Consider the following 22,757-nt stretch of genomic DNA (forward strand, 5'->3'; position numbering starts at 1 on the left):
CTTACTATCGTAAAGAAGCTGATGCAGGTAACACACAATATTTTAAACTGGACGGAACCCGTAAAGTAGCAGAAGTCAGTGCGGAACTGGCGACTATTCTCGGTTAATTCTGGATGGTAAGATAGTCGAGGCGGCCTAAGGGGTCGCCTTTATTATTTTGCAGATACCATTGGCAGCATATTTGCCGGTTGGAATAAACAGCGTAATACACAATAAGGACTCCTGCATGAAGCAAAGCAAGCTCGGCGTACTGATGGTTAATCTGGGCACACCGGATGCCCCAACAGCGCAAGCAGTAAAACGCTATCTGGCTGAGTTCCTGAGTGACCGCCGAGTTGTGGATACAGTGCGATTACTTTGGTGGCCTTTGTTGCGCGGTATTATTCTGCCCATTCGTTCCCCGCGGGTGGCCAAATTATATCAATCTGTCTGGATGGAAGAAGGTTCGCCTTTATTGGTCTATAGCCGCCGGCAACAAAAAGCGTTAGCCGCCCGTATGCCCGATATCCCTGTAGAGTTAGGTATGAGCTACGGCTCACCGAATCTACCAGATGCCATTGATAAATTACTGAAGCAAGGTGTGACTAAGCTGGTGGTATTACCGCTTTATCCCCAATATTCTTGCTCGACCAGTGCGGCTGTCTGGGATGCAGTTGCCCGCATTTTGAAAGACTATCGCCGTTTGCCGTCGATTTCATTTATCCGTGATTATGCTGAGCATCCCGCCTATATTTCAGCGCTAAAACAAAGTGTTGAACACTCTTTTGCGCAGCATGGCAAGCCAGACAGATTAGTCCTGTCTTTTCATGGTATTCCTAAACGCTATGCGCAATTAGGAGATGACTATCCACAACGCTGTGAAGACACCAGCCGCGCTTTACGTGCTGAAATAGCCTTACCGGCAGAGCAAATCATGATGACTTATCAATCCCGATTCGGTCGCGAGCCGTGGTTAACCCCATATACCGACGAAACCTTAAAAAGTCTGCCCTCCCAAGGTGTTAAATATATTCAGTTGATATGCCCCGGTTTTTCTGCTGACTGCCTGGAAACATTGGAAGAAATCAAAGAACAAAACCGAGAGATTTTCTTACATGCCGGCGGCGAGAAGTTTGAATATATACCTGCCCTGAACGATGATAAGGCACATATAGACCTTTTAGAACAGTTAGTTAGCGAACACTCGCCGTGTTAGTGGCGAAATAAGCTTAGGAGGGCTATATTCATATTTGATGAAATAATTACATATGAATGTTTTTTTCTGATTTTATAAATATTCTAAGTGTTTTTATTCTATAAATCAGAAAAAACCGAATTGATATTTCTATGCTTTCGTGATGGTAATTAGGTGTGAATTATGAAATATCCAAAAATGATATGTTTCACATTTTTCTTGTAATGAAAGGTTATATGTTGGAAAATTAAGGCTTATATAATAATTTTGCGTATTTTGTGCTTTTACAGAAAAGACTGTCTAGTCATCTTGGCAACTGAATCTGTGATGTAAATCTAGGTAAGGGATTGGATTACAAGGTTTTTACAAAAAAAATCAGTGCATTGGTTGCTGTGAGCCAAGGGCGGTAGCGTGCAATCAAGTAATACATTGAAGATTTTATATTGTGCACATTATAATAATTATATCGATTTTAAAAATATGATTATACAAAATTAATAGAGAGTGTAAATTTTTATCCTCTATTAATCTTTAAATAAAGAGGAATATATGAAAAAAGCATTAATCACAGGAATTACAGGCCAAGATGGATCGTATTTGGCTGAGTTTCTTTTAGCTAAGGGTTATCAAGTTCATGGTATCCAAAGGCGATCATCTTCATTCAATACTCAACGGATAGATCATATATTTCAAAGTGGCAATTTAAATAAAGAAAATTTTTTTTTACACTACGGCGATTTAACTGATTCATCAAACTTAACTCGGTTACTGAAAGAAATTGAGCCTGATGAAGTGTATAATTTAGGGGCGCAGTCCCATGTCGCTGTTTCTTTTGATTCACCAGAGTATACAGCAGATGTTGATGCTATGGGGACATTACGTTTACTGGAAGCCATTCGCTTTTTAGGTTTCGAAAAGAAAACTAAATTTTATCAAGCGTCAACTTCAGAGCTATATGGCTTAGTTCAAGAAATTCCTCAGAAAGAAACAACACCATTTCACCCTCGTTCACCTTATGCGGTAGCAAAATTATATGCATACTGGATCACTGTTAATTATCGTGAAGCCTATGGTATTTATGCGTGCAATGGCATTTTATTTAATCACGAATCACCTCGCCGCGGGGAGACATTTGTAACGAGAAAAATTACACGGGTGCTTGCTAACATATCTCAAGGATTAGAGAGTTGCTTATATTTAGGTAATTTAGATTCCCTAAGAGATTGGGGGCATGCGAAAGATTATGTACGCATGCAATGGTTAATGTTACAGCAAGATCATCCAGAAGATTTCGTTATTGCGACAGGTAAACAAATTTCTGTCAGAGAGTTTGTCCGTATCGCTGCATTAGAGTTGGGCATTGAACTAGAATTTAAAGGTTCAGGCGTTGAAGAAGTAGGTATTGTAAAATCAATTAATAATAGTGATTCCAAAGTAGTCAACATTGGGGATGTTATTATTAAAGTAGATCCAAAATATTTTAGACCTGCGGAAGTTGAAACTTTATTGGGCGATCCATCAAAAGCAAAAAATAAATTAGGTTGGGAACCAGAAATTACGGTAAATGAAATGTGTGCTGAAATGGTTAAAAATGATTTGCAACAAGCAAAAGCGATAGCTCTTTTAAAATCGCATGGTCATGACGTTTCTATTTCAATAGAATCTAATTGAGGTAAACAGTGAAAATACTTCTTACTGGTGCAAGAGGAATGGTGGGTAGAAATATTCTTAATCATTCCATGTCTAATTCTTATGAGTTTTTGACACCATCAAGTAGCGAATTGAATTTACTGGATAAGTCAAAGATTAATGATTATTTAGCCGAAAATAAACCTAATTTTATTATTCATGCTGCTGGTGTTGTTGGCGGGATTCATGCAAATATTAGTAACCCAGTAAAATTTCTTATTGAAAATATGTCAATGGGATTAAATTTAATAACTGCATCTAAAGAGAATAATATAAAACAGTTATTAAACTTAGGCAGTTCATGTATGTATCCTAAAGGCAAAGATACAGCATTAACTGAAGATTTGATCTTAAAAGGGGAGCTAGAGCCAACAAATGAAGGCTATGCATTAGCAAAAATCGCGAGTGCGCGATTGTGTGAATATATTAATAGAGAAGACTCAAGCTTTGAGTATAAAACTGCTATACCGTGCAATTTGTATGGAAAATATGATAAGTTTGATGAAAAAAACTCTCACATGATTCCTGCTGTAATAAGAAAAATTGTTACAGCAATGAAAGAAAAAAAAGAAGAAGTTGAAATTTGGGGAGATGGTGAAGCTAGACGAGAGTTTATGTATGCCGCGGATTTAGCTGATTTTATATTTTACTCTATCGATCATTTTTCTAAGATGCCACAGAATATTAATGTTGGGTTAGGACATGATTACACTATAACTGAGTATTATAAGGTCATAGCTAAAGCTATAGGCTATAAAGGGATATTTATTTATGATAAAACAAAGCCCGTAGGTATGCGCCGCAAACTTATCGATACAACGCTATTGTCAGAATTTGGTTGGAACAGCAAAACAGATTTGAAAGATGGAATTGCATTTACCTATCAATATTTTTTAAATGAGAACAATGATGACTAATTTTCCATTAGCAAGCAGTACTTGGGATGAAAAAGAGCTTAGTGCCATTCAGCGAGTTATTGATTCTAACATGTTTACTATGGGGGAATCTGTTAAACAATATGAAAGGGATTTTGCTGACTATTTTGGTTCCAAATATGCAGTGATGGTCAGTTCTGGTTCAACAGCTAACCTATTAATGATTGCCTCATTATTTTTCACGAAAAACCCCAAGCTGAAACGAGGTGATGAGGTTATAGTTCCCGCAGTATCTTGGTCTACTACATATTTCCCATTGCAGCAGTACGGCCTTAAAGTTAAATTTGTTGATATAGATAAAAAAACGTTAAATATCGATTTAAAAAAATTAGAATCAGCAATAACAGAACAAACAAAAGCTATTTTAGCCGTTAATTTATTGGGAAATCCTAATGATTTTGATGCAATAAATAAAATAATAGAAGGCAAGGATATTTTTATCTTAGAAGACAACTGTGAGTCTATGGGGGCTACTCTAAATGGAAAATATGCTGGTACCTATGGTCTAATGGGGACATTTAGCTCTTTCTTCTCGCATCATATTGCAACAATGGAAGGCGGTTGTGTTATCACGGATGATGAAGAATTATACCATATTTTACTTTGTATAAGAGCCCATGGCTGGACTCGAAATTTACCTGAATTCAATCATATAACGGGGCAAAAAAGTAGTGATCCATTTGAAGAGTCTTTCAAGTTTGTTCTTCCTGGATACAATGTACGTCCGCTAGAAATGAGTGGCGCAATTGGTATTGAGCAACTGAAAAAATTGCCAGATTTTATAAAAGTACGCCAAAATAATGCAATTGTATTTAAAGAGTTATTCTTCAACCATCCTTACATCGATATTCAACACGAGATAGGAGAAAGCAGTTGGTTTGGATTTGCTTTACTTCTCAAAGAAAATGCCCCCATTTCAAGGGCTGAGTTAGTTAAAAAATTGGTTAACGCGGGTATCGAATGTAGACCTATTGTGACTGGTAATTTTTTGAAAAATAAAGAAGTGCTGAAGTTTTTTAATTATGAAGTTTCTGGCAATATGTCCAATGCAGAATATATTGATGAGTACGGACTTTTTGTTGGGAATCACCAAGTAGATCTTACTGATGAATTATTCCTTTTAAGGGGAATAATGTCTTAAAATTTTTTATGAAAAAATAAAAGTCTCTAGGTACTTAGGAGACTTTTATTTTTCGGAGTAATCTATGTACTCCTTTACTGTCTAGCCAGTATTTCAATTACTACTTCTACTTCAGAAAGCTAAAAATTGAAACGGAGTTCTATAACAATGAAAAATATAAAAAGTAAAATTATATTTCTTACTAAACGAGTAGCCCCGCCCATTTGTGAGCAATTCTGTGGTCCGCTAGCATTACTAATTTTGACACCAATTATTATAAATAAATTAGGAAGTAATAGTTATGGTTCATGGATTTTATTGATATCACTTTCATCCTTTTCTCAAGTTGTTTGCTTAGGTATTACTGCTTGGACTACAAAAATAATATCAGAGTCTTTGGCTCAGAATAAATTGGATATGGCTATAAATAAAGTGGATTCTGCATTATCAGTAGTTATATCAATTTATTCTATAATCCTACTATTCTATTATCCTATCTTTTTTTTAATTAACTTGTATAACCCCGATTTTTTGGGGACGTTTTCATTATTTGTCATTGCCACTGCATTTTTTCAAGAAATTGATAATCTTTTTACTAATACAGTCAAAGGATATGAGCTATTTCATTATTCATTTTATTTAGAGTTTGTTGGACGGATTATCTGGTTCTGTATTATATATGCAGGAATTATATATAATGATATCCTTCTATTCACATTTCTGGCAACAATGGCTAAATCTTGCGTAAAGTATATTGGTGCATGTACATTTGCTATAAATAAATATGTATTTCCTCATTTCACAATTAAAGAAATGTATATTCGGGTTGTTGAAGCTAAATGGATGTTTCTGCAATTGGTCGGTGGGACATCGTTAGGCCTTTTTGATAGATTAGTTATCCCCATTATGCTTGGTGTTAATAAACTAGCCTCATATGTTCCATGTATTCAATTAGCTCAGTTGGCGTTTAGCATTCCAGCTGCCGCAAATCAAATTTTCATGCCAATGTTTTCAAGATACAAAGCCAGTAATAATTATCCTCCTAACTGGACTAAGTTGATATTTCTTTCCGCAATATTATCAGGAACTCCATGCCTAGTTCTATTTTTATTTAGTAAGCCTATTCTAGGTATCTGGATTGGCGATTCTTTTGCAAATGAAAATTATCATATCTTAAAAGCATTATCTCTAGCTTACCTATTCTTATCATGTTTAAGTACATTTCACTTTATAATCTTAGGTATGGGGAACTCCCGATATATAGCTAAAGTAAATTTAGTGGGTGGGGCCTTAATGATGATTACAACTTTAGCCATATCTCATTTAGGTCTTATCTTTATTGCATACGCAAAATTTATATATCCAGTTATTCAGCTTAGCTATATAAAGAAGATTTCCGACATAGGTAAACAGGTAGGATAATATGGAAGTTGGTTTCATTTTCTATTATATAGAAGTAATAAGTTTTATATTATTTCCATTTTTATTATATATGAATAGAAAGGAAAAAATTAAAATAAAAAACTTAGTTTTTATTTTAATTATATTTATATTCATAGCAATTAGTTTGTCTTTGAAATTAAAAATAGAACTTTTCGAAACTCTCAAAATATTATCATTTTTTATTATAATATATTTTGGTGTAATGAATCCTCAGTTGTCAAAATTATTATTAATAATAATTGCATTGATGCATTCATTTGTTTTTCTTCTTGAGTACAGAGCCTTAGATAAATATAGTACGTTCCCGTTCATTTTTATGTTTACGATTTTTATATCATATGTTTTAAATGAAAAAAAATATAATTCAAAAATGATGATCTCCTTTGTTTATATATCTATTTTTCTTGAGTTAGGACAGGCGATATATACAGACTATAGAGGGCAAATATTACTTTGTATAATTACAACTATTGTTTTAATATCAAGGTTTAATATAAAAAAACACATATCGAAAATATTTTTAGCTTTCCCAATAAGTTACATAGTAATAATGTACATCATCGGTTTTACTTTTTATGAAATGCCGACATCATATTTTACTCCTACAGCAAGTAATATAGAACGTTCTAGTATGATTTTTTGGATAATTAATCATACTAAAGAATACTTATTCTTTGGTGTCGGCGCTGATAGTTTTGAATCATTAGCTGGAATTTATAAAATTATGTATCATATGGGTTACACCGTCCCAAATGACCCACATTCATTTCTACTGCGTTTCTTTGTACTCATTGGCACAATACCTACGCTAATGATATTTATTTTTATATATAATTTAATCGGCAAGACTAACCAATTTGAATTACAAAATGATTCTTTTTATTATGCATCAATCGCTGCTCTTCAGGCATTGATAATCTTTACAATGCATCCATTTGATACATATTCTAGGCTGGTCGTTGGGCTAACCCTAGGTGTAATAATTAGCTATAATCGAATATTAAGGGCAAGTAATCATTAATTATGAAAAATAAAAAATTAGTTTCTATAATCATAGCTACATACAATGTCGATGGATATATTTCTGCATGTTTAGATAGTATATTATCTCAATCATATGAAAGTTATGAAGTCATAATTGTAGATGGAATATCTTCCGATAAAAGTTTAGATATTATTAAAAGCTACACTGATACAAGAATTAGACTATATTCGGAAAAAGATAAAGGAATTTATGATGCATGGAATAAAGGGGTAAGTTTAGCTAAAGGAGAATGGTTGCTTTTCATTGGGGCTGACGATGTGTTTTATTCCAAAGACTCTTTGGCTACACTATTAAATGCTGTTCCTGATAATAATAAAACAGTCCCTATTATATATGGAAAAATTGCTTGTGAAGGTCCATCGGGAGATATAACTAGTATATTAGGAGAGCCGTGGTTTGATGTTTTTGGGTTTAAGTTTAATCATATATATTGTAATTTACCTATGCCAATAATGAGTGCAATCTATTCTAGGGAATTTATAGGAGAGCAAAGATTCGATATTAATATGAAAGTTACTGCTGATGCTGAGCTATTACTAAGATGTTTGCGTTTGTGGAAAGGTTTAGACCCTAAATTCATTGAAAACGATAAACCAATTGTAATTATGGGATATGGAGGTGTTTCAACGAATTACAAAATGCATTTTATAACATTTAAAGAATCATTAACTTCACGCAATAGAAATGGAATCTCTAATATTAACTGCGGTATTGCCCTGAGATTTATTAAAATTATGACATTATATTTCATTAATGTCATCTTTGGTGAGAGTTGTTTGGGTTTTCTTTTAAAGAAATACCATGCATTAAAAGGGATGGCAATGAGAGTAAGAGAGTAATATTATGAAAATATTATATATCATTACTGGACTCGGACTCGGTGGAGCAGAGAAACAAGTCATTCAATTAGCGGACGAAATGAGGTTGTTGGGACACGAAATAGTTTTGGTTTCACTTACTGGTTACGCTAAATTATTACCTAAAAATAATGTTACTGTACATCAGTTAGATATGAGAAAAAACTTAGTAAGCTTAACGTCATCTATTATAAAACTAAAAAATATAATAAAAGAATTTAGACCTGATGTGGTTCATAGCCATATGTTCCATGCGAACATATTTTCTCGAATGACTAGGTTGTTTATTAAATTCCCTAAACTTATCTGTACTGCACATAGTTGTAATGAGGGGGGGCGGCTAAGAATGCTTCTCTATAGATTAACTGATAGATTAGCAACTTTATCGACAAATGTTAGCATGGAGGCTGTCGATAATTTTATTGTTAAAGGCGCTTCAACTAGAAATAGAATGATAGTTGTCTATAATGGTATTGATACTGACTTATTTAAGTTTTCTCAAGAAGAGCGGAACAGCGTTAGAAATGAGTTATGCATAACCGAGAACCATAGTGTTATATTATCCGTTGGTCGTTTTACGGAAGCTAAAGATTATCCAAATTTACTGAAAATGTTCGCCTTGTTACTTAGTAAATATAATAATGATATCGAGCCTGTTTTATATATCGCTGGTGACGGTGAGCTATTACCTTCGATGAAAGAATACGCAGCTGAGTTAGGTATCATCGATAGGGTTGTTTTTCTTGGGGTAAGGAATGATATTCATAGATTAATGTGCGCAGCTGATATTTTTGTACTGTCCTCTGAATGGGAAGGTTTTGCTTTGGTTGTTGCCGAAGCTATGGCGTGCGAATTATTGGTAGTTGCCACAGACTGTGGCGGTGTTAGGGAGGTTGTTGGTGGATTAGGTGGTTTAGCACCAATAAAAGATCCAGAATATTTAGCATATAAAACAAATAAACTCTTAAAAATGCAAAGTGATGAAAAAGAACAAAGAGAAAAGAAAGGTAGGAAAGCTATTGTAGGAAATTATTCATTAAAAAAAGCGGTAGACCGGTGGTTGAATATATATAAAGACTCTCGATAATTAAATATTCAGTAATATATAACTCAAACTATTCAATGAAGTGAATAATATGAAAAATGAAAACATTGTTCCAGTAATTCTTGCTGGTGGGGCAGGTACCAGATTATGGCCGCTTTCAAGATCTTTGTATCCCAAGCAGTTTTTATCAATATTGTCTGAATCTACTATGTTACAAGATACTATATCTCGTTTAGATGGAATTGAACATGGGCCGGCAATTTTTATTTGTAATAAGGAACATAGGTTTATAGTTGCTGAGCAATTGAGAGAAAAAACAATTGAATATGACAGCATCTTACTTGAACCTGTGGGTCGAAATACTGCACCGGCGATTGCTGTCGCAGCGTTGAAACTGTTAGCTGATCAATCAGACCCTATTATGTTGGTATTGCCTGCTGATCACGCAATAAAAGATACTTTAGAATTTCAAAAAGCCATTAAGAAAGGAGTAAACTTAGCCAATAGCGGTGTATTAGTGACTTTTGGTATTACACCTGTTTCTCCTGAAACAGGCTACGGCTATATACACCTTGGGAATGAAATAGCAGATGAGATATTCAGTGTATCTTCTTTTATTGAAAAACCACATCTAAATAAAGCTAAAGAATATCTTGGCTCAGGTCAGTATTTATGGAATAGCGGAATGTTTATGTTTAAGGCATCATCCTATATTTCTGCATTAAAGAAATTTCAGCCTGATATACTAGTTGCTTGCGAGTCCTCAATTAAAGAAGCGCACCACGATTTACATTTTATAAAATTGGGAGAAAAAGAGTTTACGAGTTGTTCGAGTGAGTCTATAGACTATGCAGTAATGGAAAAGTCTAAAAATTCAGTGGTGATAAAAATTAATGTTGAATGGAGTGATATAGGTTCATGGTCAGCATTATGGGATATAAGTAAGAAAGATAGTCATGGTAATTCGATAAGAGGTGACGTTCTTACTGATAATACTAAGAATAGTTTTGTTTACTCTCAAAATAAATTGATAGCAACTGTCGGTGTAGAAGATTTAGTCATAGTCGAAACAAAAGATGCGGTATTAGTTGCGAGAAAAGATAAAGTTCAAAATGTTAAAAATATTGTTGAAATTTTAAAACAAAATGGGCGCCCTGAATTTTTACAGCACAAGGCTGTTTTTCGGCCTTGGGGCCAGCATGAAACAATTGCAAGTGGGCCTAGATTTCATGTAAAGACAGTAACAATAATGCCTGGCGAAAAAACAGCAATTCAAATTCACTATCATAGGGCAGAGCATTGGGTTGTTGTGTCTGGCACAGCTAAGGTAACGAAAGATGGTGAGGTTTTATTACTTACTGAGAATGAATCTATCTATATACCTGTAGGAACAGCACATTCTGCTGAGAACCCTGGCAAGATCCCCTTAGAACTTGTTGAGGTAAGAACTGGCGCATATTTAGAAGAAGATGATGTAATTAGACTCGAAGAATATGGTGTGGGATATTGAGTATGAATAAACTAACTTGTTTTAAAGCTTGTGATATTCGTGGACGTCTTGGGGACGAACTTAATGTAGATATTGCCTATCGCATAGGGCGAGCATTTGGTCAATATTTAAAACCAAGGCAAGTTGTTGTCGGCCATGATGTCCGTGTGACAAGTGAATCGCTTAAATTCTCCATTATAGAAGGACTACGTGATTCTGGAGTCAATGTGTTAGATATAGGTCTTGCGGGTACCGAAGAAGTGTATTTTGCAACTTTTCATCTTTGTCTCGATGGTGGTATAGAGGTGACTGCCAGTCACAATCCTCTTGATTATAATGGCATGAAACTTGTTCGTGCAGAAGCTAAGCCTATTAGTTCTGATAGTGGTCTTAAAGAAATACAGTCTTTAGCTGAGATGAATCAGTTTGAAATTGTTGACGAAAATCTTCGAGGAGAATATAAAAAAATATCTATTTTTGAGGAATATATTTCTCACTTAATGCAATATATAAATATAAATAATTTTAGAGGGTTACGTTTAGTAATCAACTCAGGCAATGGTGCCGCAGGGCATGTAGTTGATGGAATAGATGATTTTTTCGTTAAAAATAATATTCCAATAGAAATTATAAAAATCAATAATGAACCAGATGGCAATTTTCCTCATGGTATTCCTAATCCATTACTCCCAGAGTGCCGTGCAGAAACATCAAATGCGGTACTAAAACACAATGCAGATATAGGAATTGCTTTTGACGGTGATTTTGATAGATGTTTTATGTTTGATAAATATGGTAACTTTATTGAAGGTTACTATATCGTAGGATTATTAGCCGAAGCCTTTCTGAGTAAGTATACGGGGTCCAAAATTGTTCACGACCCTAGATTATGCTGGAATACAATAGATCTTGTAGTAAGTGCGGGGGGCATTCCTATAATGTCTAAAACTGGCCATGCTTTTATTAAAGAACGAATGAGAAAGGAAGATGCCGTATATGGTGGTGAAATGAGTGCTCATCACTATTTTCGTGATTTTAATTATTGTGACAGTGGAATGATCCCTTGGTTGCTTGTTGCAGAATTAGTGTGTATTAAAAATGAAAGTTTAGATAAGCTTGTAAATAAAATGATTACGAAATATCCATCTTCGGGAGAAATTAATCGGGTTCTGGTGAATCCGATTAGTGCAATTGAACGTGTAAAAAATCACTATGAAGGATCATCTAATTCCTGTGACTTAATTGATGGCATCAGCATCGAATTCGACGAGTGGCGTTTTAATCTAAGAGTTTCAAACACTGAGTCAATGGTGAGGCTAAATGTAGAGTCTAGAGGAGACTTTGATTTGATGAGATTAAAAACTGCTGAGGTATTAGATATTTTAACATCTAGCGATTATTGATTTTTTGAGGATAAGAAAGAGAATTTATATGAATATAGCTTTAGTTGGTGGTTCTGGTTTCATTGGTACAAATTTGGCCAATTTATTTAACAGCAAAAATATTAAATTTACTATTTTTGATAAGGTTGAAAGTGTTCTATATCCCGATAAATGGAAGTATTGTGATATTACCGAATATACAGATTTGGTTACTGCACTTGCTGGGCATGATTTAATTATTAATTTAGCTGCTGAGCATAAAGATAATGTACGTCCCATCAGCCTCTATTATCAAGTTAATGTTGATGGCGCGGAAAATATTTGTAAGGCAGCGGATAGTCTTAATATCAAGAATATTGTTTTCACATCTTCTGTTGCTGTTTATGGATTCGTTGAAAAAGATACTGATGAAAGTGGAGAATATGCTCCCTTTAACCATTATGGAAAATCTAAGTTAGAAGCTGAAAAAGTGTATGATGCATGGTTTAAATCCTCTACTAATAAAAAATTAGTTACTATCCGGCCTACTGTTGTTTTTGGCGCTGGCAATAGAGGTAATGTTTACAACTTATTTAAGCAAATTGCATCAGGAAAATTCTTGATGATTGGCAGTGGCGAAAATAAAAAGTCTATGGCTTATGTTGAGAACATAGCTGCTTTCTTGGCGCTTACTCTCTCATTCCCAGCAGGATACCATCTGATTAATTATGTAGATAAACCCGACTTTACAATGAATGAGTTGTCTACAATTATTTACGACTGTCTTGAGAAAAAGAGTAAAATAATTAGAGTGCCATATGCTATTGGTATATGTGCCGGTTATGCTTTTGACTTTTTAGCTAAAATTAGTGGTAAAGAATTGCCAGTTAGCAGTATTAGAATTAAAAAGTTTTGTGCTAAGACACAATTTAGTTCTGCTAACATTAGCAATTATAATTTTTCAGCCCCTTACTCTCTACAAGATGCCGTGGTGAAAACAATTTCACAGGAATTTGTGCATAATAAATAATTTTTGTAATTTCTGAGTAGCGGCATATGGAATTATATTAGCTTGAGGAGCAGAGATGCAGAAGGTTGCATTTGTAATAACTAAGTCAGAGATTGGTGGAGCCCAAAGCTGGGTTGCGGAACAGGTTAGGTTGTTTCGTAATGACTGTGATATCACACTAATAACATCGGAATATGGCTGGTTAACTGAATCTATTTCGTGCGATAAAATAATAGTTATCCCTCAATTGAAAAAGATGACTAGTATTAAAGCAATATATCTGATTTATAAAACACTGAAGCAAAACAATATTGATATTGTAGTTGCTAGTTCAGCTAATGCAGGATTATATAGCCGACTTGCACGTGTCTTTATGAGATTTAGATGCGTTTATGTTTCTCATGGCTGGTCTTGTTTGTATAATGGACGGGTATTAAAATCTCTATTTTGTATGGTTGAGCGTTATTTGTCATATTTGACAGACGTTATCTGGTGTGTTTCGAAAAGTGATGAACTAAAAGCCATTAATGAAATTGGCATAAAAAGGAAAAAAATAATAACTTCTCTTAATTCGATTACAGCACTACCTGGACGTGATAATAGACCATGCGAGAATAAAATATTGTTTCTGGGTAGATTAACTCACCCTAAAAGACCAGACTTAATTTGTAAGGTCGTAGCAGATAACACGGAATATAAGTTAGATGTTGTTGGGGCTGGCGATTATTATGATTCATTGGTTAATGAATATTCGACATCAGATAACATAAAGTTTCTAGGTGAAATTAATAGTTTTAATAGATTTAATGAGTATGATGTTTTTGTTCTTACTTCAGATAGTGAAGGTTTACCAATGTCAGCATTGGAGGCAGCAACAGCAGGATTGCCTCTGGTGTTAAGTAATGTTGGTGGTTGCAATGAGATAATTGATAGAAATGGCTTGCTAATCACTAACTCGGAAGAGAGCTTGTCAGTCGCATTGGAAAATATCTTCGCCAACTACGAAAGTTTTTATTCTATTGCTCAAGATAAAAAGAATAAATTTGATGTCAGTAATAAAAAAGAAGAATATAGCAGAATTATTTTAGGTGGCTGATTAATAAATCAATCACATATGAGAGAGTGTCTGGAGTATGTTTTTCAATATGGCTGGATATAATTAATATATTATTTTGGGATGCGGAATGGCTATTCTAATTACTGGTGGTGCGGGTTACATAGGTTCACATACTGTATTAGCCTTGTTAGAGCAAGGGAAAGATGTCATTGTCTTTGATAATCTAATTAATTCATCAGCCGAGTCATTAATAAGAGTAACTCGAATTTGTAACCGAACGCCGATATTTTATCAAGGTGATATACTTGACCGACATTCTCTGAAAAATGTTTTCTCAAATCACAAAATTGAATCTGTAATACATTTTGCCGGTTTAAAATCGGTCGGTGAGTCGGTAAATAAACCTATTGAGTATTACCAAAATAATGTAACAGGTTCTATTATTTTACTTGAGGAAATGCTTACCGCTAATGTTAAAAAGCTGATATTTAGTTCCTCTGCTACAGTATACGGTGTTCCTGAATTCATTCCCTTGACAGAAAGTGCCAAAGTTGGAGGAACGACTAACCCATACGGCACATCAAAAGTTATGGTTGAGCAAATACTGAAAGATTTCTCTTTAGCTCACCCCGATTTTTCGATAACAGCACTACGATATTTTAATCCCGCAGGTGCTCACCCTTCAGGTTTGATTGGTGAGGACCCCAATGGAAAACCAAATAACCTATTACCATTCATTACCCAGGTCGCAATTGGTAAATTAGCTAAATTGCTTGTGTATGGTAATGATTATGATACTCCGGATGGCTCTGGAGTAAGGGATTATATCCATGTAATGGATTTGGCTGAAGGACACCTTAGCACCTTAAATAGCATGGGACCTGGGTTCACTGTATATAATTTAGGTACTGGGATCGGTTATTCTGTTTTACAGATCATTGAAGAATTTGAGCGTGTTACAGGAGTGAAAGTTCCATTTGACATTGTTTCTCGTAGGCTTGGCGATATTGCAGAGTGTTGGGCCAGTGCTGAACTCGCGCAACAAAAGCTGGGTTGGTCCGCGAAAAGAAACTTATCGGATATGCTTAAAGATGCTTGGAGATGGCAACAGATGAATCCTGATGGATACAAGAAATAACAGACGAATTTTAGTTGTCACTTTTTTGTTTTAGTACTTTGTTAAGTTAATATAATGGATAAAAATTGATGAATACTAGATCTACAGATAATCAGAAATTATCTTCCTTTAAACAATGTGATTTATCTTCAAATAAAGATGAAATAGATCTTATAGAATTGGTTTTTATTGCATTTAAATCATTCAAACTCATCTTTTTTACCACTATTATTTTTATTATTTTTGGTGTTTTTATTACCGTCTTATCTCCAAAGCAGTGGATCAGCTCGGCAGTTGTGTCACCTATTTCTGATAATCAGCTACAACCTCTTGATTCGTTTGAATCGGCGTTGTCTGTACTGGGTATTGAGCTAGATATTACTTCTGAAGATATGTTTACCGAGTTCAGGAAGAGTTTCTCATCTCAAAATGTTTTCGATACATACCTGTCAAGCTCTAAAATTGAATCTGTAGGAAGTATGGGGATTGGACTACTTGTTCCCGACAGGCTGGCGCCTAATTTTTACGAAAATAAAAATAATTATGTCCTTACCTACAGCTCTAATCATGATTCAGGCTTAAAAGAAGGTTTAACGAACTATATTGGTTATGTTGATGCGCAAGTTATTGACTATTTCAATAAGAAAATAAAGTTGACAATAGATACTTACAAAAAAACCGCGAATGATGAGTATCAACTTGCCTTACAGCAAATAAAAAATGAACAAAAGATTAGAATCCAGCAACTGGAAAATGCAATTTCAGTGGCCAAAGCTGCTGGATTGCAAAAGCCGGTTGGTAATGCTTTTGATGCTCAGTCGGGCAGTAATAATCCTTATCCTATTTCGTGGGGTTATGATGCTTTGAGCCGTCAGTTAGAAATTGAAAAATCTATAACTGATCCTGCGATTGTTAATATTAACTTATTAAACAAGAAACTTTTTCTTGATAAGATTAGTGCGCTGAAACCCATTGTTCTTGATATTCACTCATTTGATTATTTACAGCAGTCATCTGAACCAGTGCAACAAAGTAATAAAAGGCGTCTTCAGATAATTATTCTCTTTGGATTTGTTGGATTATTGGGTTCCTTTACTTTTGTGTTAGTTCGCCATTATATTCGCCAACGTCAAAGTTCATTATTAGATTTACCTAAAGAATAATTTTCTCTATTATTGATATAATTAAGGGCGATGGTATGTTTAAAACCATAGCCCTTTCTGTACCTCCTCCCCACTTGTGCTAAAATCTTTCTATCTTTTCATCTCTAATTTTGTAACAAACGACAATGAAATTTCCTGGTAAACGCAAATCTAAGCACTATTTTCCTGTTAATGCTCGTGATCCTTTATTACAACCGGCACAGACAGAAAATGAGGTCAGTACATCGTATATTGTAGGCATTGATCAAACGCTGGTTGATATTGAAGCGAAGGTCGATGAGGATTTTATTACGCGTTATGGTCTTAGTCAGGGGCACTCTTTGGTTATCGAGGATGATGTCGCTGAACGCCTTTATCAGGAACTCACTGCAAATGGGCTGATCACTCACGAGTTTGCAGGTGGAACCATTGGTAATACGTTGCACAATTATTCTGTTTTGGCCGATGACCGCTCTATTTTATTAGGTACGATGTGCAGCAATATCAAAATTGGTAGTTATGCCTATCGTTATCTGTGTAATACCTCTAGTCGTACTGATTTGAACTATTTACAGGCAGTTGATGGTGCAATTGGTCGTTGTTTCACTCTCATTACAGATAATGGTGAGCGCACATTTGCGATCAGTCCGGGCCAAATGAATCAGCTACGACCAGAAAGTATTCCTGAAGATATTATCGCAGGTGCATCGGCATTGGTTCTCACCGCTTATTTAGTGCGTTGCAAACCGGGCGAGCCAATGCCGGAAGCGACGATGCAAGCTATCAGTTATGCGAAGAAATATAATGTTCCTGTCGTGATGACACTTGGGACAAAATACGTTATTGCAGATAATCCGCAGTGGTGGCGTGATTTTCTTAAAGAAAACGTATCTATAGTGGCGATGAATGAAGATGAAGCTTATGAACTGACGGGGCTTAATGATCCGCTGATGGCCTCAGATATGGCCTTGGACTGGGTTGATTTAGTGCTTTGCACCGCAGGCCCTAATGGCCTTTATATGGCGGGCTATACGGAAGAAGCTAATAAACGCCAAACTCAGCACCCATTATTACCTGGTGCTATTGCTGAATTTAACCTGTATGAGTTCAGTAGAGCGATGCGCAAAGAGCATTGCGAGAATGCATTGCGTATTTTTTCTCATATCGCCCCTTATATGGGGGGCCCAGAGAAAATAATGAATACTAATGGGGCAGGGGATGGTGCTTTATCGGCGGTGCTGCATGACATTGCTGCCAATGGTTTTCATCGTAATAATGTTCCTAACTCAAGTAAACATGTCCGTAGTTGCCTTAGTTACTCTTCATTGGCGCAAGTGTGTAAATATGCCAATCGGGTTAGTTATCAAGTGTTGAATCAGCATTCACCGCGTTTGACGCGTGGTTTGCCTGAGCGGGAAGACAGTTTGGAAGAGTCGTACTGGGAAAGATAATTGTCGTGAAATAGTGAATAGGGCCAGCATATGCTGGCCCTATTGGTTTATAACTTGCTAACACTGAGATGTTTTAAATTGGGCAAAGCGGGCGTTTATCTTCTTCGGTCAGCGTTTCTATCTTCAACATATTAAGCATACTGTTGGCAATTTCACGTTCGCCCATCACAACCTGATTCGCACCACGATCTGAGATATAAACCACTTCATCGTCATAATGTGCGCGAGCAATTATCTCAAGGTCTGGCCGTTTAATTCTGGCGGAGGCGACAATTTCCCCAGCTTCGTAGCCATTCGGTATGGTCAGTAATAACCAACGAGCACAATCCAAACGAGCAAGCGACATAATATCTGAGCTTGCAGCATTGCCTAATACCGCATTAATACCTTGTTCACGTAGCGCTTCAACTCTTGGCCGAGAGTTCTCAATGACCACTAATGGAATACCTTCAGCATGCAGTTTTGCACCTAATAAGCTGCCCACTCGACCATAACCGACTAACAGTGCATGATTGCACAAATCGACGGGTATCTGCTTTTCCTCTTCAACGGCTTCTTCCAAAATTAGATCTTCCATGGTCTCATTTTTTGCCAAATAGCGATCTAACAGTGTGAAGAGTAACGGATTAAGCATGATGGATAGTATCGCGCCAGCCAGTACCAAATTGCGGCTGTGCTCTGACATTAAACCGAGAGAAATACCCAGTCCTGCCAGGATGAAGGCGAATTCACCGATTTGTGCCAAGCTGACAGAAATGGTGAGTGCTGTGCGTTTTGAGTGACCAAACATCCGCACTAATATAAACGCTGCGGCTGATTTGCCGAAGATAATGATAGCTAGTGAAGCCAGTACAGCTAATGGTTCACGTAGCAAAATCATTGGGTCGAATAACATCCCAACGGAAACGAAGAACAGTACGGCGAATGCATCACGTAGCGGCAGGGTATCTTGTGCTGCGCGATGGCTGAGTTCTGATTCATTCAATACCATTCCGGCGAAGAATGCACCAAGGGCGAAGGATACATCGAACAGCCCCACTGCGCCGTAAGCAATGCCGAGTGCTAAGACCAGCACTGCCAAGGTAAATAGCTCACGGGAACCGGTACTGGCGGTTTTAGCCAGTATCCAGGGGACCAAACGGCGGCCTACAACAATCATCAGCGTAATGAAGGCAATCACTTTACCGATGGTTATAGCCAATTCAGTGAATAACTGACTCAGACTGGTGGTTTCGTTACCCATCACGCCGGCAAAGGCGGGTAATAGCACCAATGTGAGTACCATCGCCAAATCTTCGACAATCAGCCAGCCGATAGCAATTTGCCCCCGCTGGCTATCTATGAGTTGCCGTTCTTCTAGTGCTCGCAGTAATACCACGGTACTGGCCGTTGACAGACAAAGACCGAAGACAAAACCTGCCATCAAATCCCAGCCTAATAAATGAGACAATCCCATCCCGAGCAAGGTGGCGACGGCAATTTGTGCTACGGCACCGGGTATGGCGATGGCTTTGACTGCGAGGAGGTCTTTAAGTGAGAAGTGAAGTCCGACACCAAACATCAACAAGATAACACCGATTTCAGCCAGTTCTGGTGCTAATGAGGTATCAGCAACGAAACCTGGCGTGAATGGCCCGGCCAGCACCCCTGCGGCAAGGTACCCCACCAGTGGTGAGATGCGCAGGCGGTGAGCCAAGGTGCCCAAGAGGAAGGCGAGAACAAGGCCTCCGACGATCGTGGTAATTAAGGGTGTTGAGTGGTGCATCCAGACTCCTTCTAGTTCGGCAGGGCGGCAAGCATTTCACAGCAATAACATCAGTTTATTGCATTTATGCGATCAATGCGCGATAAAAATTCATTTTTTATCGATAAAAGTCAGCTTTGGCATGGAAATTGTTTGAAGTGGTTGTTTGTGAGGGATTTGCTGTTTCTATCTCTATTACGTAGGGAACTCTCCCGACTGAAACATATATCTCAGTCGGGATTATAAGGTTATTACTATTACTTATCTTCTATATTGGGCAGGAAAACCGTCATTATCCCTAGTAATGGTAAGAATGCGCATATTTGATAAACCAGTTCAATACTGGTTAAATCAGCAACATACCCTAGTACAGCCGCACCTAACCCCCCCATACCGAAAGCAAAACCGAAGAATAGACCAGATACCATGCCCACTTTTCCCGGAATAAGCTCTTGCGCATACACCAGTATTGCCGAGAAGGCAGAGGCGAGGATAAGGCCAATGATCACGGTTAAAACCCCGGTCCAATACAGAGAAACGTAGGGTAAAACAAGGGTAAATGGTGCAACACCTAATATTGACCCCCAAATAACATACTTTCGACCTATCCGATCGCCAAGAGGCCCGCCAATGATGGTGCCAGCGGCAACAGCGAACAAGAAGACAAATAAATGTATTTGCGCATTTTGTACCGAAACACCGAACCTATGCATCAGATAAAAGGTGTAATAGCTGCTGATACTGGTCAAATAGAAGTATTTAGAGAATATCAGCACCATCAAGATAACTAACGCGCTAATAACCGTCTTTTTAGGCAGTATTTTGGCCGATGAGACTTTGGCTACTTTGCCATGTGTTGCTCTTTGCTGTTGTTGGTACCATTTACTGACCTGCAACAGCACCACAATAGCCAGCAGTGCCGCGAGTGAAAACCAACCTACATTGCCTTTACCGTAAGGTGCAATAAGGATAGCGGCTAATAGTGGGCCGAGAGCGCTGCCGAAGTTGCCTCCCACCTGAAAAATAGACTGTGCCATACCGTGGCGGCCACCGGATGCCATGCGAGCGACTCGCGACGATTCTGGGTGGAAGACCGAAGAACCGGTTCCGACTAATGCAGCAGCCAGTAAAACCACAGGGAAAGTCGTGGCAACCGCAAGCAGCAAGATACCTGATAAGGTGAAACCCATACCAATTGGCAGTGAATAGGGCTGCGGATGCTTATCGGTATAGAGACCAATAAGTGGCTGTAATAATGAGGCGGTCAGTTGGTAAGTGAGGGTGATTAATCCAATCTGCGCAAAACTCAGTGAAAACTCGGCTTGTAATAGCGGATAAATCGCCAGAATCAGCGACTGGATCATATCGTTAAGTAAGTGAGATACGCTGATTGCACCCAAGATGGAAAATGATGTGCGCTTTACCTTGGTATTATCGAAGGGCTGGGTATTGACGGAGGGAGGGAGTTCCGTCTCAGAACGATCGGTCATAGTGAGTATTCGCCTAATAATTTCACTGTTAATAATGTGTTGGTAATGAATACATACTATGCAGATCGAATGATTTTTACTACAGCTGATACAATTTGATATATATTCAAATATTCTGAAATTCATACGTGCATCATCACATTACAATAAGAGTTGCGTCACAGTATGACCTTGATTTGTCATGATATTGGTATGTGTCACCCCCTCTTTACTCATTAAACTGGCACTGAACAGGCTGGTTTTAACGACAACATGGAGATTTGCTATGCGTTTTTCACTATCGACTACAGCAACTGCTTTGGCTGTGTCGCTGGCGTTTGCTCCGGGATGGGCTGCGGCCTGGGAAAAAGATAAAACTTACGATATCACCATACTGCACACTAATGACCATCATGGCCATTTTTGGCAGAATGACCATGGTGAGTATGGTCTGGCCGCACAGAAAACTTTAGTTGATGACATTCGCAAACACGTTGCCGCAGAAGGGGGTAGCGTGTTGTTGCTCTCCGGCGGGGATATCAATACCGGTGTTCCGGAATCTGATTTACAGGATGCTGAACCTGATTTCCGCGGTATGAACTTGGTCGGTTATGACGCAATGGCTATTGGCAACCACGAGTTTGATAATCCTCTAAGTGTGTTGCGCCAACAGGAAAAATGGGCAACCTTCCCGCTATTATCCGCCAATATTTATCAGAAAAGCACTCAACAGCGATTATTCAAACCTTATGCTCTGTTTGATAAGCAAGGTGTGAAAATCGCGGTGATTGGTTTAACCACCGATGATACTGCCAAGATTGGAAATCCCGAGTATTTCACTGATATCGAATTTCGCGTCCCCGCAGCAGAAGCCAGGCAAGTTGTCGATCAACTGAGAAAAACTGAGAAGCCTGACATTATTATCGCAGCGACTCATATGGGCCATTACGATGATGGCAAGCACGGGTCGAATGCGCCGGGTGATGTCGAGATGGCGCGCAGCTTACCAGCGGGTTATCTGGATATGATTGTCGGTGGGCATTCACAAGATCCGGTCTGTATGGCCAGTGAGAACCATAAGCAAGCTGATTATGTTCCTGGCACACCTTGTGCTCCTGATCGGCAGAATGGTACGTGGATCGTACAAGCGCATGAATGGGGCAAATATGTGGGCCGTGCAGACTTCAAATTCCGTAATGGCGAGTTGAAGTTAGTGAGTTATCAGTTAATCCCAGTGAATTTAAAGAAAAAAGTCGAGCAAGCGGATGGTACCAGTGAGCGGGTGTTTTATACCCAAGAGATTGCTCAAGACCCATCAATGCTGAAACTGCTGACACCATTTGAACAACAGGGCAAAGCGCAGCTGGATGTCAAAGTGGGTAGTGTGAATGGCAAGTTGGAAGGGGATCGCAGCAAAGTACGTTTCGAGCAAACTAATCTGGCGCGGTTGCTATTGGCGGCACAAATGGAACGTGCGGGTGCAGATTTTGCGGTGATGAGTGGCGGTGGGGTTCGTGACTCTATCGATGCGGGTGATATCACCTATAAAGATGTTCTTAAGGTCCAGCCATTTGGTAATACCCTGGTTTATGCTGATATGACAGGCAGTG

Annotated in this window: 18 protein-coding genes and 1 pseudogene; 17 read left to right on the plus strand and 2 right to left on the minus strand. The window is 37.7% G+C overall.

Annotated elements, in window-relative coordinates; translation table 11 throughout:
* The 16 genes and pseudogenes from adk to ACNSO8_RS15345 form a co-directional block, all read left to right on the plus strand.
* Positions 1–107, plus strand: a pseudogene (adk, locus tag ACNSO8_RS15270) (adenylate kinase); the annotation flags it as partial.
* 119 nt (positions 108–226) lie between these two features.
* Positions 227–1,195, plus strand: a complete 969-nt coding sequence (gene hemH / locus ACNSO8_RS15275) for a ferrochelatase (protein WP_418395133.1) — start codon at positions 227–229, stop codon at positions 1,193–1,195.
* A gap of 528 nt (positions 1,196–1,723) precedes the next feature.
* Positions 1,724–2,845 (plus strand): GDP-mannose 4,6-dehydratase, encoded by a 1,122-nt coding sequence (gene gmd / locus ACNSO8_RS15280; protein ID WP_418395134.1) that lies wholly within the window; start codon positions 1,724–1,726, stop codon positions 2,843–2,845.
* An 8-nt stretch (positions 2,846–2,853) separates the two neighbouring features.
* The gene (locus ACNSO8_RS15285; RefSeq protein WP_418395135.1) at positions 2,854–3,780 is read left to right on the plus strand and encodes a GDP-L-fucose synthase family protein; all 927 of its coding nucleotides are present in this window, start codon (positions 2,854–2,856) and stop codon (positions 3,778–3,780) included.
* Entirely contained in the window at positions 3,770–4,939 is a 1,170-nt protein-coding gene (locus ACNSO8_RS15290; protein ID WP_418395136.1) for a DegT/DnrJ/EryC1/StrS family aminotransferase, read from the plus strand. The genes ACNSO8_RS15285 and ACNSO8_RS15290 overlap by 11 nt, the downstream gene beginning before the upstream one ends.
* A gap of 147 nt (positions 4,940–5,086) precedes the next feature.
* Positions 5,087–6,340, plus strand: a complete 1,254-nt coding sequence (locus ACNSO8_RS15295) for a lipopolysaccharide biosynthesis protein (RefSeq protein ID WP_418395137.1) — start codon at positions 5,087–5,089, stop codon at positions 6,338–6,340.
* Between the two features lies 1 nt (position 6,341).
* The gene (locus ACNSO8_RS15300) at positions 6,342–7,382 is read left to right on the plus strand and encodes a hypothetical protein (protein WP_418395138.1); all 1,041 of its coding nucleotides are present in this window, start codon (positions 6,342–6,344) and stop codon (positions 7,380–7,382) included.
* Between the two features lie 2 nt (positions 7,383–7,384).
* Positions 7,385–8,245 carry a glycosyltransferase family 2 protein gene (locus ACNSO8_RS15305; RefSeq protein WP_418395139.1) on the plus strand — a complete coding sequence of 287 codons (861 nt, stop codon included), beginning with the start codon at positions 7,385–7,387 and terminating at the stop codon, positions 8,243–8,245.
* A gap of 4 nt (positions 8,246–8,249) precedes the next feature.
* Complete coding sequence (locus ACNSO8_RS15310; RefSeq protein WP_418395140.1) at positions 8,250–9,350, plus strand: glycosyltransferase; 1,101 nt, start codon at positions 8,250–8,252, stop codon at positions 9,348–9,350.
* 49 nt (positions 9,351–9,399) lie between these two features.
* Positions 9,400–10,818 carry a mannose-1-phosphate guanylyltransferase/mannose-6-phosphate isomerase gene (locus tag ACNSO8_RS15315; protein ID WP_418395141.1) on the plus strand — a complete coding sequence of 473 codons (1,419 nt, stop codon included), beginning with the start codon at positions 9,400–9,402 and terminating at the stop codon, positions 10,816–10,818.
* A 2-nt stretch (positions 10,819–10,820) separates the two neighbouring features.
* Positions 10,821–12,200 (plus strand): phosphomannomutase CpsG, encoded by a 1,380-nt coding sequence (locus ACNSO8_RS15320; protein WP_418395142.1) that lies wholly within the window; start codon positions 10,821–10,823, stop codon positions 12,198–12,200.
* A 28-nt stretch (positions 12,201–12,228) separates the two neighbouring features.
* The gene (locus ACNSO8_RS15325; protein WP_418395143.1) at positions 12,229–13,188 is read left to right on the plus strand and encodes an NAD-dependent epimerase/dehydratase family protein; all 960 of its coding nucleotides are present in this window, start codon (positions 12,229–12,231) and stop codon (positions 13,186–13,188) included.
* A 55-nt stretch (positions 13,189–13,243) separates the two neighbouring features.
* Positions 13,244–14,263: a glycosyltransferase gene (locus ACNSO8_RS15330; RefSeq protein ID WP_418395144.1), complete on the plus strand. Its 1,020-nt coding sequence runs from the start codon at positions 13,244–13,246 to the stop codon at positions 14,261–14,263.
* 88 nt (positions 14,264–14,351) lie between these two features.
* Positions 14,352–15,362: a UDP-glucose 4-epimerase GalE gene (gene galE, locus ACNSO8_RS15335; protein WP_418395145.1), complete on the plus strand. Its 1,011-nt coding sequence runs from the start codon at positions 14,352–14,354 to the stop codon at positions 15,360–15,362.
* Between the two features lie 68 nt (positions 15,363–15,430).
* On the plus strand, positions 15,431–16,504 hold the full coding sequence (locus ACNSO8_RS15340) for a Wzz/FepE/Etk N-terminal domain-containing protein (RefSeq protein WP_418395146.1): 1,074 nt from the start codon (positions 15,431–15,433) through the stop codon (positions 16,502–16,504).
* A 125-nt stretch (positions 16,505–16,629) separates the two neighbouring features.
* On the plus strand, positions 16,630–17,934 hold the full coding sequence (locus ACNSO8_RS15345; RefSeq protein WP_418395147.1) for an inosine/guanosine kinase: 1,305 nt from the start codon (positions 16,630–16,632) through the stop codon (positions 17,932–17,934).
* A 73-nt stretch (positions 17,935–18,007) separates the two neighbouring features.
* Here the strand turns inward: ACNSO8_RS15345 and ybaL are convergent, their stop codons facing one another.
* Both ybaL and ACNSO8_RS15355 read right to left on the minus strand, forming a co-directional pair.
* Entirely contained in the window at positions 18,008–19,699 is a 1,692-nt protein-coding gene (gene ybaL, locus ACNSO8_RS15350; RefSeq protein WP_418395148.1) for a YbaL family putative K(+) efflux transporter, read from the minus strand.
* Between the two features lie 236 nt (positions 19,700–19,935).
* Entirely contained in the window at positions 19,936–21,168 is a 1,233-nt protein-coding gene (locus tag ACNSO8_RS15355; RefSeq protein WP_418395149.1) for an MFS transporter, read from the minus strand.
* Positions 21,169–21,433: 265 nt separating this feature from the next.
* Here ACNSO8_RS15355 and ushA point away from each other — a divergent pair.
* Positions 21,434–22,757: bifunctional UDP-sugar hydrolase/5'-nucleotidase UshA (ushA, locus tag ACNSO8_RS15360; RefSeq protein WP_418395150.1), on the plus strand; the 1,324-nt coding region annotated here is incomplete at its 3' end.

Source organism: Yersinia sp. LJYL362, from assembly GCF_048323875.1.